General features: G+C 45.3%; 12 protein-coding genes. 8 read left to right on the forward strand and 4 right to left on the reverse strand.

Features of this window, described 5'->3' with window-relative positions:
* Positions 1 to 130: 130 nt before the first annotated feature.
* Both RTJ53_RS10650 and RTJ53_RS10655 read left to right on the forward strand, forming a co-directional pair.
* Positions 131 to 535 (forward strand): hypothetical protein, encoded by a 405-nt coding sequence (locus tag RTJ53_RS10650; RefSeq protein WP_312276920.1) that lies wholly within the window; start codon positions 131 to 133, stop codon positions 533 to 535.
* 63 nt (positions 536 to 598) lie between these two features.
* Positions 599 to 892: a cell division protein ZapA gene (locus RTJ53_RS10655; protein ID WP_099833526.1), complete on the forward strand. Its 294-nt coding sequence runs from the start codon at positions 599 to 601 to the stop codon at positions 890 to 892.
* A gap of 26 nt (positions 893 to 918) precedes the next feature.
* Here RTJ53_RS10655 and RTJ53_RS10660 read toward each other — a convergent pair whose 3' ends face one another.
* Positions 919 to 1,173, reverse strand: a complete 255-nt coding sequence (locus tag RTJ53_RS10660; RefSeq protein ID WP_096488525.1) for a hypothetical protein — start codon at positions 1,171 to 1,173, stop codon at positions 919 to 921.
* Positions 1,174 to 1,720: 547 nt separating this feature from the next.
* On the opposite strand from RTJ53_RS10660, the gene RTJ53_RS10665 reads away from it, so the two are divergent.
* Positions 1,721 to 3,367 carry an NAD+ synthase gene (locus tag RTJ53_RS10665; RefSeq protein WP_312276950.1) on the forward strand — a complete coding sequence of 549 codons (1,647 nt, stop codon included), beginning with the start codon at positions 1,721 to 1,723 and terminating at the stop codon, positions 3,365 to 3,367.
* Between the two features lie 187 nt (positions 3,368 to 3,554).
* Here RTJ53_RS10665 and RTJ53_RS10670 read toward each other — a convergent pair whose 3' ends face one another.
* The gene (locus tag RTJ53_RS10670; protein WP_060996073.1) at positions 3,555 to 4,025 is read right to left on the reverse strand and encodes a winged helix-turn-helix transcriptional regulator; all 471 of its coding nucleotides are present in this window, start codon (positions 4,023 to 4,025) and stop codon (positions 3,555 to 3,557) included.
* Between the two features lie 150 nt (positions 4,026 to 4,175).
* Between RTJ53_RS10670 and RTJ53_RS10675 the strand changes: the two genes are divergently transcribed.
* Together RTJ53_RS10675 and RTJ53_RS10680 are read left to right on the forward strand one after the other, a co-directional pair.
* Positions 4,176 to 5,429, forward strand: coding sequence for a D-amino acid dehydrogenase (locus RTJ53_RS10675; protein WP_312276921.1), 1,254 nt, complete (start codon positions 4,176 to 4,178; stop codon positions 5,427 to 5,429).
* Positions 5,430 to 5,502: 73 nt separating this feature from the next.
* Positions 5,503 to 5,868, forward strand: coding sequence for a RidA family protein (locus RTJ53_RS10680; protein ID WP_312276922.1), 366 nt, complete (start codon positions 5,503 to 5,505; stop codon positions 5,866 to 5,868).
* A 73-nt stretch (positions 5,869 to 5,941) separates the two neighbouring features.
* Here the strand turns inward: RTJ53_RS10680 and RTJ53_RS10685 are convergent, their stop codons facing one another.
* Positions 5,942 to 9,031 (reverse strand): DNA translocase FtsK, encoded by a 3,090-nt coding sequence (locus tag RTJ53_RS10685; RefSeq protein WP_312276923.1) that lies wholly within the window; start codon positions 9,029 to 9,031, stop codon positions 5,942 to 5,944.
* A gap of 430 nt (positions 9,032 to 9,461) precedes the next feature.
* On the opposite strand from RTJ53_RS10685, the gene trxB reads away from it, so the two are divergent.
* From trxB to RTJ53_RS10700, 3 genes are read left to right on the forward strand one after another with little or no spacing between them, the layout of a single operon-like run.
* A complete protein-coding gene (gene trxB, locus RTJ53_RS10690) occupies positions 9,462 to 10,460 on the forward strand; it encodes a thioredoxin-disulfide reductase (RefSeq protein WP_312276924.1) in 999 nt (332 codons plus the stop codon).
* Positions 10,461 to 10,475: 15 nt separating this feature from the next.
* Positions 10,476 to 11,267, forward strand: a complete 792-nt coding sequence (gene aat / locus RTJ53_RS10695) for a leucyl/phenylalanyl-tRNA--protein transferase (RefSeq protein ID WP_312276925.1) — start codon at positions 10,476 to 10,478, stop codon at positions 11,265 to 11,267.
* A 27-nt stretch (positions 11,268 to 11,294) separates the two neighbouring features.
* Positions 11,295 to 12,113, forward strand: a complete 819-nt coding sequence (locus tag RTJ53_RS10700; RefSeq protein ID WP_312276926.1) for an arginyltransferase — start codon at positions 11,295 to 11,297, stop codon at positions 12,111 to 12,113.
* 3 nt (positions 12,114 to 12,116) lie between these two features.
* Here the strand turns inward: RTJ53_RS10700 and rimI are convergent, their stop codons facing one another.
* Positions 12,117 to 12,614, reverse strand: a complete 498-nt coding sequence (rimI, locus tag RTJ53_RS10705; protein WP_312276927.1) for a ribosomal protein S18-alanine N-acetyltransferase — start codon at positions 12,612 to 12,614, stop codon at positions 12,117 to 12,119.
* Positions 12,615 to 12,628 lie beyond the last annotated feature (14 nt).

Consider the following 12,628-nt stretch of genomic DNA (forward strand, 5'->3'; position numbering starts at 1 on the left):
TCAAATTTTAAGCCTTCACGCTATAGTTATACCAAAAAAGCCTTTTGCTATTCATGTCAATGAGCGCCCATCACGTCGCTCTTGATGATTTACTTGATTATTCACTCGATTACTGACTAGACATCATATCATGAGCACCCTAATTGACCAACTGACCCAGCTACAAACCGCATTGACTAAGCTTCGCGATAAATATCAATTCGCCAGTAGCGAGCTTACCCGTATTAAAGCACAGCCAACCATTACTGCAGATCAACTGCAGGCGGTACAAGCTGAGCTCGATACCAGCAAAGAACTGCAGCAAAATTTGGAACAACAACTTGCCAGACAAGCCGAAGAGTATCAAGCACTCGAGCAGCGGTATCAGTCACTTGCCGAATCTCACAACATGCTAAGTACCGAATACGAACAAACCCAAAACCAATTACAGATTTTTACCGCACAAAATCAAAAACTGATTGAAAAAAATCGCGTTGCGGCAGAGCATACCAAGCTTGTGTTAGAGCGCTTGGCAAAAATTGACAGCGAAAACTAACCCGCCCTTATTTAAGCCAGCCTTAGTGATGTTTAAAACATTTGAATACGTTAGGAAAATCTTATGGCATCTGCCCAAAGCATTAAAAAAGTTGATATCCTGATCAATGGTCGTAGCTATACCATCAACTGCCCAGAATCTGAAGAGCCTGCGTTGCAGCGTGCGGCAAGCTATATTAACCAGTTTATGCAAGATGTACGCCGCCAAGCGCCTCAGCTACCCCAAGAAGAGTTATTGGTACTGTGCGCGTTGACGTTGTTTGAAAAATCAGAAAACTTACAACGCTATCAAGAAAACGAAAGCCAAGCGCAAGACCTGGTGGGTAAAATGTTAGAAGACGTTGCGCGTTTTGCCTAATGTCTGTAGTGTAAAATAAAATTCGACTAATTTTGAGCGCGCTGGTAGTGTTTGCCAGCATGAAAATCCGCTTGGTGTTCTTGATTACAAAAGAACTTATCCCCTTCTACAATCCCTCGCCACTCTGCTAACGTATGATGGCAAAAATCACACGCACGTGGCTCGGTACTCTCGCCTGGCTGCGGCTGTAAATAGCCTTGCGGTGGTCGTGGATACATCCATTTCATCCCAACCCAGCTAAGCCCCATAATCACCAAAACCACAAAAATTGCGGTAAACATCGCTTCACCTCATTGTCTAATGAACGAATCATCGTTGCCAATTAAGAATTATGACTGCCTGTTAATTAGCATTGTAAGGTTTGATTATACTGCAAAAAATCGCGCATTGATGGGTTATTCATGCTATGTTTAAGCTAATTTTACCAGTTGCAGCGTTTTTCGGTTGTAGCGTCTAAAGATTGCAATTGTAAACATATCATAAAGCGATATAATGTAGAATAATTTTATCTTGTAATGCCATCGCTGTTGCCACCAATAATTATAATAGCGGCATGATGCTTGCATACCGTTTTAGACGGATATGACTAAAGGGACGACCCCATAACAAATTTTTACTGAAGGATTTTTCATGTCACACCTCGATTTAACCCCCGATGATAGCATACCAACGCAGCTGCCGAGTGAGTCAATGACCGCCGAAGCTACTACGCCAAACCAACCCGCAAACCCACAGCTAGTTTCTCAAAAACCTGCTCAGCAAGCTTCTCAATCAGTTTCTCAGTCAACCTCTCAGTCATCAAGCCAACCGACTAGCCAAGCAGATTCTATGGTGGGGCTAAAAATTGCGGTGGCACAGCAGCAATTTATTGTCGGTGATGTCATCAATAATGCCAAAAAAATGGTAGAGCTGGCTAAAGACGCCCGTGACAAGGGGGCTAATATCATTGTCTTTCCTGAGTTATCACTGCTGGGTTACCCGCCTGAAGATTTGTTATTACGCCCAAGTCTTGCCTCACGTGTGAAACTTGCTTTTGAATTACTCTACACGGTCAAAGATATCGTCATGCTAGTGGGTTATCCGCACATTGACCCCAATGGCACGTTTAACTCAGTAGCTATCATTCACAATGGTCAGCAAAAAGGCTTTTACCACAAACAATGCCTGCCAAACTATGGCGTGTTTGATGAACGCCGCTATTTTAATACCGGTCACAACCAAGTGTTGTTTGACTATCAAGGGCTGACCATCGGACTACTTATCTGTGAAGATTTATGGCAAGACGCTCCCATTCGCGCACTGAAAGAAAAAGGTGCGGAAATCATCATCAGCCTCAATGCCTCGCCCTTTGAGCAAAACAAGCAAGAACAACGTAAGGCTTTATTAAAAAGCCGTGCCACTGAGCACAATATCCCGATTGTGTATGCCAATAGCGTGGGCGGTCAAGATGACTTGGTGTTTGATGGCGGCTCGATGGTCGTCAACGCTCAAGGTAAAATCGTGCAAGAAGCACCAAGATTTTTGCAGCATACCCTGTATGTGGTTGCTCGTCACGATGCCCAAAGCGGTCAAGTGATATTATCAGAACAGCGCAAATCACCGCTTGCGCTCAGCCAAATCGCTGAAACTTATCAAGCGCTGGTTGTCGGCTTGCGTGATTATGTCAATCATTCTGGCTTTAAAGGCGTATTGGTTGGATTGTCAGGCGGGATAGACTCGGCGCTCACGCTATGTATCGCGGTTGATGCCTTAGGTGCAGATAAAGTTTATGCAGTCATGATGCCCTATGAGTACACCTCGCAAATCAGCCTGCAAGATGCGCAGGCACAGGCACACCGACTCAACGTGTCTTATACCGTGTGCCCGATTCATGCCGCCGTTGAAGGCATGCGCCATACGCTAGAGCCGATGTTTAGCAACACCACCGCTGACACCACGGAAGAAAATATCCAAGCCCGTGCGCGTGGCATGATTTTGATGGCTTTGTCCAACAAATTTGGTCATCTAGTCATCACCACTGGCAACAAATCAGAGATGGCCGTGGGCTATGCGACACTATATGGGGATATGGCAGGCGGATTTGATGTATTAAAAGATGTGTATAAAACCCAAGTATACGCCCTCGCCAACTATCGCAACCGCCTAGAAGAAACGCCAGTGATTCCTGAGCGTGTGATTACGCGTCCGCCTTCTGCCGAGCTTCGCCCTGACCAAAAAGACCAAGACAGTCTGCCCGATTATGATACCCTCGATAAAATACTGGAGCTGTATATCGACCGCGACTTTGGGTATGATGCGATTGTAGAAGCCGGTTATGATAAAGACGTGGTGAAAAAAGTACTCAGTATGGTAGACCGCAATGAATACAAACGTCGTCAAGCGGCGATTGGCACCAAGATTACCCACCGCGCCTTTGGGCGTGAACGTCGCTACCCACTCGTCAATCACTGGTCGCTAGAGTTTCCAAAACTTTAATTTCCAAAATTCTAATTTCCAAAGCTCTAATTTCCAAAGCTCTAATTTCCAAAGCTCTAATTTCCAAAGCTCTAAGGCGGAACAGCATAAAAGGACTGCAATTTGGCAGTCTTTTTTTTCATCTGTCGCAAAGCATGTATCGGAAATTATGTATCACAAAGCATATATGGTAAAGCTTGCACCACAGTTAGGTCATTGTCACATCCAAATGCAAGCTTTCTTTAATCTCTTCCATCACAATCAAACTGTGGGTTTCCACCGCCGCTGGTAATTGCTTTAGGATATTGCCCAGTAACTTGCGGTAAGAACTCATCTCTTTTAGCCGCGCTTTGACCAAAAAATCAAACTCACCCGAAATCAAATGACATTCCAGTATCTCGGGAATTTCTGACAGTTTTTTACTCACTTGTTCAAAGACATCGCCCGACTTGGTGGATAGCTTTATCTCCAAAAACACCAACAAGCTTTTATTGACCAAATTGGGATTTAACCGCGCATGATAGCCTGTGATAATACCTTCACGCTCCAGCCGTTTAACTCGGTCTGAGCAAGGCGTGGTTGATAGGTTAACTCTGGCGGCCAATTCGCTGATAGAAATTCTGGCTTGTTGTTGCAAGATTTCAAGGATTAAACGGTCGGTACGGTCTAAAGTACGCATAGCAAAATGAAAACCCTGTTTTTTGATGATTAACATGATAAAACCGATAATATCAGCAAAATTCTAGCATAAAAACAGCAAAATTCACTGCAAAACTTTGCTTATACTAGCGAAATTAACTGATAATTAAGCAGATATTTGGGGATGGGTATGCGCGTATTGGTACTAGGTAGTGGCGTGATTGGGGTGACAAGTGCCTATTATTTAGCCAAGCAAGGTGTAGAAGTCACGGTGATTGACCGCCAAGCGGGTGCCGCACAAGAAACCAGTTTTGGCAATGCTGGGCAAATCTCCCCGGGCTACTCTACCCCTTGGGCAGCGCCTGGTATTCCATTGAAGGCGGTTAAATGGTTATTCCAACAACACGCCCCTTTAGCCATCAAATTAGATGGTAGTCTGTGGCAGTTACAATGGATGCTACAAATGCTCAAAAACTGCAATGCCAAGCGCTATGCCATCAACAAAGAGCGTATGGTACGAGTGGCAGAATACAGCCGCGACTGTCTGCAGCAGCTGCGTCAAGACACCGGTATTCACTACGAAAACCGCTCACAAGGCACCTTACAAGTTTTTCGTAAACCCGCCCAACTAGAGGCTGTACAGCAAGATATTAAGGTGTTGCAAGATTCAGGCGTGCCTTTTAAGCTGATTGACAACAGCAAGGCGTTGGCTGAGATTGAGCCCGCGTTGGCAAATGCCACTGATAAGCTGGTTGGTGGATTGCATTTGCCGCATGATGAAACAGGCGATTGCTTTTTGTTTTGTCAAGCATTAGCGCAGCAAGCCAAAGCGCTGGGGGTGAAATTCTTATACAATCAACCCATCGAAAAACTGGTAGTCGATGCTGGGGCGATTAAAGGGGTGATGGTAAATGGTGAGTTATTAACCGCAGACCAGTATGTATTGGCGTTGGGCAGTTATTCGCGGGCGCTTTTGCAACCGCTACAGCTTAATCTGCCTGTATACCCTGTCAAAGGCTATTCGCTGACTGTACCGATTATCAATGCTGATTTAGCGCCCCAATCAACGGTGCTGGATGAAACCTATAAAATCGCCATCACTCGCTTTGACAACCGTATTCGCGTGGGCGGTATGGCAGAATTAAGTGGTTTTGATGTAAGTCTAAACCCGCAGCGCCGTGCCACACTCGAAATGGTCACGCAGGACTTATTCGCAGGTGGTGATTTGCCAAACGCAAGTTTTTGGACAGGGCTACGTCCGATGACCCCCGATAGCACGCCCATCATTGGCGCGACTCGGTATCGAAATTTATTTTTGAATACAGGACACGGCACATTGGGTTGGACAATGGCGTGTGGCTCTGGCAAATTAATCAGCGATTTGGTGCTCGGCAAAACGCCTGACATTCACATTGACGGCTTATCATTACAGCGTTATTCCTAGTATCTATTTTCTATCAGAAATAGTTGTAAAGACTATGCATCAATAACATTTATCCATTCACAAGGAAAACACCATGACCGCACACATTCAACGATTTGATAGCAATGACTATCTAAGTGAAATTACCATTTTTAACCACGTGGTGTACCTCGCAGGACAAGTGCCAAATACCGATACTGCCGATATCCACACACAAACCAAAGAAGTGCTAGACAATATCGACACCATGCTCGCCAAAGCCAATAGCGACAAATCACGTCTGCTAACCGCTCAGATTTTTATCAAGGATTTGGCGGATTTTGCGGTGGTGAATAGCTTGTGGGGCGACTGGTTAGCCGATTGCCCAAAGCCTACCCGTGCGACAGTCAAAGCTGAGTTGGTTAATCCTTTGTGGAAATTAGAAATTGTGGTAGTCGCAGCGCAAAATACCATAGAATAAATGAACCCATAGCCGCTCAAAAGGTTAAATAAAAAAGGTGCATAAATCGCACCTTTTTTACTTTGTCTAACCTCTACATTAATAGCTCACGTTTACCACTTTTTGTCATGCCGCTTACCAAGCCCGCCTCTTCCATGGCATCAACGATACGTGCTGCGCGGTTATAGCCGATACTAAATTTGCGCTGGATGCTTGATGCAGAGACTTTACGGGTTTCGAGCAAAAATGCCACTACATCATCATACAGCGGGTCTTCTTCGCCATTGCTAGACCCACTAGCATCGCCACCACTTGGCGCTGAGCTTAACTCAAAATTATCAAACATATTATCAATATAATTAGGTGCGCCACGCTCGCGCCATGCATCACACACACGGTTGACTTCCGCATCGCTAATAAAAGCACCATGTACACGGTTTGGCTCGATTTGACCAGGCCCTAAAAACAGCATATCACCATGCCCAAGCATATCCTCTGCGCCACCGGCATCTAAAATGGTACGAGAGTCGACTTTTGAGTTGACGCGAAGCGCAGCACGGACGGGAATATTGGCTTTAATCAAACCAGTAATCACATCCACCGATGGGCGCTGGGTCGCCAAAATCAAATGAATCCCTGCGGCACGCGATTTTTGCGCCAAACGCGTAATCAACTCCTCGGCTTGTTTGCCCACCTGCATAATCATGTCGGCAAACTCATCCGCCACAATCACAATTTGCGGTAATGGTTTTAATTTTGGCGCTCTATCTTGGCTGACACTGTCATTGGGTCGCCACAGTGGATCTAGTAACGGTTCACCACTTTGTTCGGCTGCCATGACTTTTTTGTTGAATTCATCAAGCTTACGCACTTTGAATAATGACATCAACTGATAACGACGCTCCATCTCAGCCACACTCCATGCCAAAGCACTGGCTGCTTCGGTCATATCGGTGACTACGGGGGTGAGCAGATGCGGAATATCGCCATAGTTGGCAAGTTCGAGCTGTTTGGGGTCAATCAAAATCAATCGCAGCTGCTCTGGTGTGTATTTGAGCAGCATTGACAATAACAGCGAATTCACCAACACGGATTTACCCGAACCTGTGGTACCTGCGACTAGCATGTGTGGCGCTTTCGCCAAATCCGCAATAATCGGTCTACCTGCAATATCTTTGCCCATTGCCATACTGATTAAGCCATCGGGGTCTTGATAAGCTTCTGTTTTCAGCAGTTCGATGAGGCGTACCATTTGGCGCTGCGGATTAGGCACTTCAATACCGATATAAGGTTTTCCTGGAATGACTTCCACCACACGCACCGATGCCATAGATAGCGACCGAGCCAAGTCTTTGGCAATACCTGTCACCTTGCTTGCTTTAAGTCCTGGTGCTAGAGAGACTTCAAAGCGCGTCACCACTGGACCCATTTGCGCATTGACCACTTCTGCTTTGATATTAAATTCTTGTAGCTTGATTTCTAACAGTGCTGATAGCTGCTGCAACTGTTCGCGGCTGTAGCTTGGCTTGCGGTCGGGGTCTGGCAAATCAAGCAGCGATAACTCAGGTAACGGGCTTAAATTGGCACGATAAGCTGCGGTTTGCATGGCACGCGATTTATGACTAAACAGGCTATCGTCATTGATATCGAGCGGCTGGTTGACCTGAGTCGCTGCGGGCTGTTCGATTTGGTCGAGTAACTCAGATTCCACCGAACGACTATGGGTCGGTATTGAAGACGTTATCTGGTCGGTATCAATCTCGTTGCCAGCCATTTGGGTGACGGCTTGCGCTGGACGTGCTATTTGGGTTGGCATCGGACTTGCGGCAGGGGTTGAAAATCCCGCTACAACCGGTGCGGTGGCAGTGTCATCTGATGGATTAGCCCTATCTTGCGCTGGGACTTGTCGCATACCTAATAGCGATGCGACTGAGGTGGGCGGTGTTTCAATGCCTTCTACTTCAATACTTTTTGCTTCAAAGCCCTCTGTCTTAATGCCCTCGAATGGTGACTCTAGCACAGGATTTTGTGATAATTGATATCCAGTATTTATGCTATCCGCTAAATCATCCGAATTTGACAACCCAATAGCCGTGTCCTGTGCAGCCATCTCTACATCCGTCATCGGCTCAGAAATGTGTTTATCCGCTAACTCCCCTGTGCCTACGGCAGACATCCTAGATGCTTCATCCATAGTTGGCATAGCTTGCGATACATCTACACTATCTACACTAGGCTGCTTTGTCTGAGTTGGCTCAGTGAGTTGCGAGTCTACCTGTATCGAATGGGGTCTGTTCAAGGTAGGCATTTTAAACGGTTTTTTAATGATTTCACTTTGCAGTTTTTCATCGAGTTTTTTGGTCAGCTTGGTATTTGCCACATAGGTTGAGCTGACGGGTTTAAATGGATTAGTGGCATCGTTTTCTTCGAGCCATTCATAATCTTTGATTTCACTAAAGCCCGTTTCATCCAAAAACGCATCGAGTGGACTACCGACAAAATCCTCATTATCCGCTAGATGACTACTCTCATAAGCGGTTTGTTCAGTGTCATGGGAGGCTAAAGGCAAAGGCAGTTGCGCGGTGTCGTTTGGTTTTGCTTGGCTTGCTTCTTGAGCAGTTGCTTTGAGCTCAGTATTGGTTTCATCATCATCTGTAGCTTCAGCTTGTAGGCGGCTGCGAATAGCTTGACCTGATAAAATCTCATGCCAATGTAAATCAAAGGTAAACGTCACGGTGATGGCAATAAACACCAATAAAAACAACAAAGTCCCCCAGTAGGTTAATAAACTACTAAGCCCATTGCCCACGATTTGCCCGATCATGCCTTGCGCCAACCAGCCAAACGATAACACCCCTGTCAGCCCTGCAGTGGCAATGATTAAAAAGATATAACCCAAAAAACGTAACAAGCCATTAGGCTCTACATCATGGCGCCATACATTCCAAGCTTCATAACAGGCAATAACAATGAGCCACCAGCTTGCCGCACCCAAAAACGCATACAAAATATCAGCCAGCCACGCACCACCCGTGCCTGCCAAGTTACTGACTTCATTTGCCGCACTACTGATATGCGACCAACTAGGATCATTGGCAGAATAACTGATGAGGGACATGACTAACAACAATGCCACGATTAGCCAGATAATCGTAAGCACACTTTGACGAATATAATAAGACAACGCAATTTACCTTTGAATTTGAACCCGCTTTGGATAAGCCGTAAGCCAACGCTTTGCTCAGCCATGACTGACTGATAATGATGGTGAAAAAATAATGATTTTTGGAAAACGTTGATTAAAATCACCCTTTTAATCGACTATCATATCAAATCTCAGTGGTGAGTTGCTGAGCTTTTTTTGCGAAAAATTGCTTTGTCAAATCAGCCAATTCAAGCCCTATGATAAATGCAGTTTGAGCCAACAAAGCCGAATGGTAGGGTATTTTTTGATAACGAGCTAACGCCATTTTTGAGCGTTGCTTGAGCTTTGATTGCGCGATGAATCTGTTATAAAAATAACATTTACTTGCTATTTTCGATGTTAGCCCCTATCTTACTTATGAATCAAAAATTAGCCTATTTTATTATTCAGCGATTGTTAGGAAAGATGTATGTCAGAAATTATCCATCACCAGCTTATTATTTTGGGTTCAGGTCCAGCGGGTTATTCTGCCGCCGTGTATGCGGCGCGCGCCAATTTAAAACCAGTCATTATCACGGGTATGCAGACTGGCGGGCAGTTGACTACCACCACTGAAGTTGATAACTGGCCTGGCGATCCACAAGGCTTGACAGGACCTGACTTGATGGTACGCATGCAAGCCCATGCCGAGCGTTTTGGTACCCAGTTGGTGTATGACCATATCCACCAAGTCAACCTAACTCAGCGACCCTTCACCTTAGTGGGCAATAGTGCCACTTACACTTGTGATGCGCTCATTGTAGCGACAGGGGCATCAGCGCAATACTTGGGTCTCGCCTCTGAACAAAAATTTATGGGGCTTGGCGTTTCTGCCTGTGCGACCTGTGATGGGTTCTTCTATCGCGGCAAACCTGTGGTGGTGATTGGCGGTGGCAACACAGCGGTTGAAGAAGCCTTGTATCTATCAAACATCGCAAGCCACGTCACCCTAGTGCATCGACGTGATAAATTAAAATCAGAAAAAATTCTGCAAGACCAATTATTTGAAAAACAAAAAAATGGCAATGTGACCATCGAATGGAACAGCCAAGTCAAAGAAGTGGTGGGTGATGACGCAGGCGTGACGGGTGTGGTCATTGAAAATCTCCAAGACCAGTCTACCAAAACCATCAACGCCCCTGGTATGTTCGTAGCAATTGGGCACAAACCTAACACCGATATTTTCCAAGATCAGCTTGACATGAATAATGGCTATATTGTGGTCAAAAGCGGTTTGGATGGCAATGCCACGGCGACAAGTGTTGAAGGCGTGTTTGCCTGTGGGGATGTGGCAGACCATATCTATCGCCAAGCGATTACCTCGGCAGGCACCGGCTGTATGGCGGCATTGGATGCAGAAAAATATTTAGATATCGTTAATCTAGCGAATGCCAATACCACGGTATCAGCCAACACCTCTGCTATTTAGCTAATGCCTTGAACGATGCCATTGCCAAATTACCACCCATTACAACGCCCTTTCGTTTGCCGTTATCAATTTCCCGACCCGATGGCGGCAGACCCTGACGGTGAAGGGTTGATTGCGCTGGGGGGTGATTTGGCAGCTGATACCTTAGTGTGTGCTTATCGCCAAGGCATATTTCCTTGGTTTAATGAAGGCGAGCCCATCGCTTGGTGGTCGCCTGACCCGCGCTGTATTATTTATCCTAGTGATTTTTGCGCCAGTAAAACCCTGAAACGGCGTATCAAAAATGCAGGTTGGACGTTTTCCGTCAATCTTGCCTTTGCTGAGGTCATTGCCGCCTGTGCCGATACCCGTGCCCATGCCCAAGCTTCTACATCAGCCACTTGGATCAGCCCCGCTATGATTGAAGCGTATACGGCGCTACATGCCGAGCAAGTCGCTTACAGTGTCGAGATTTGGGACGATGATGAGCTGATTGGTGGTTTATATGGGCTAAAGCTAGGACAAGCATTTTTTGGTGAAAGTATGTTTCATCGAGTGACAGATGCGTCTAAAGCGGCTTTTTTTGTGTTAATGCAGCTGTGTGCACATTCCCAATTTGCTTGGGTGGATTGTCAGTTGCCTAACCCACATTTGCTGCGTTTGGGGGCATCCATTTTGCCCAGAGCGGAATTTTTAGCTGGGCTTGCGCAACAATTAGCGCTACCGAGTATTGATTGGTCATCGATTTGCGCTCAAAAATTACCACTTAATCAACTGTTAAATGAGGATTTGATGACTTATTATCTATCTCCAACTGCGCAAGCTTAGGTAAGTTAAGGGTATTTAAAAGCACCAATGACGTTAAAACCACTCCATTCCGCTACTAATCTAGCATTGACCAGCCAATTGACGCCGCTGCATCAATGTAGTTATTTGCCCGATCGTGCGGCACGTTTAGAACTGATTGAATTAGCAAAGGATGAACGTTTAGATACGCCTATTTTTTCTCAGTTCTCTCGGCTCGGATATCGGCGTAGTGGACAACATCTATATCGCCCTATATGCTTCCATTGTCAACGCTGTATCTCTACGCGTGTAGTAGTTAACGATTTTAAAGCCAATCGTACCCAGCGCAAACTATGGCAAAAATCGCACGAGATGGATGTGGTAATTACCGCTTGTGATGATGCCGATGAATCACATTTTACGCTATATGCTCGCTATATCTGCGCTCGCCATAGTGATGGTGATATGTATCCACCCAATTTACAAGGATTTAAACAGTTTTTACAATATAGTTTTACCCAGTCATTTTTTATGGAGTTTTGGCTTCATGATGAATTAGTCATGGTTGCAGTTTGCGACCAATTAGATGACGGTATATCCGCGGTCTATACTTTCTATGATCCCGATGCAACCATAAATAGTTTGGGCACCCTTGCGATACTTACCCAAATTGACTATGTTAAACGTCTTGGATTACCGTATTTATATTTAGGTTTTTGGGTACCAGATTCGGATAAGATGGCATATAAATCGCGTTTTTATCCCAGTGAATTATTAATCAATCAACAGTGGCATCGCTTCGATGAGGCTGTCACAGCCGCGCAAGTTGAACCACTGCTTCAACAGGCGATAAAAGCACATTACCTAAACATGTGGAATACTACTTAGCGTTTAATTTAGCATTAATTTGCGCTGCATAATTAACGCATGGGTTTTGGTCGTGTCATGATTATCGTAGTAATTTTTGCGAACGGCAATCTGTTCAAATCCATGTTTTTGATAAAATGCAAGGGCAGCATGATTATCTTCTCTTACCTCTAATAGCATCCGCTCGGCGCCCGCTATTTGGCATATTTGCGCCATAGCTGTTAACAATTGGCTTGCAATACCTTGCTGCTGATAATCGCGACAAGTTCCAATTTTTAAAATTTCCGCATCCTCAAATATATGGCTGTAAAAACAATAGCCGACCAATCGCGTATTTAGCTCGTCTGTCGCATAAATTATATGGTTAAATGGCTGCGCCAGCAGGGAATTGATTTGCGCAGCTGACCAAGCATCGTGGACAAAAAGCTCGGATTCAATTTGTGCCAGCTGCGCCAGTACTTGCTCCGAAGTATTATCTTGTGTACTCGTTTTATTTAACTTATATATCTGTATGGCAGTCATAATTTATTTCCTTG

This window comes from Moraxella sp. CTOTU46711 (assembly GCF_031975715.1).
In the GTDB taxonomy this organism is placed as follows: domain Bacteria; phylum Pseudomonadota; class Gammaproteobacteria; order Pseudomonadales; family Moraxellaceae; genus Faucicola.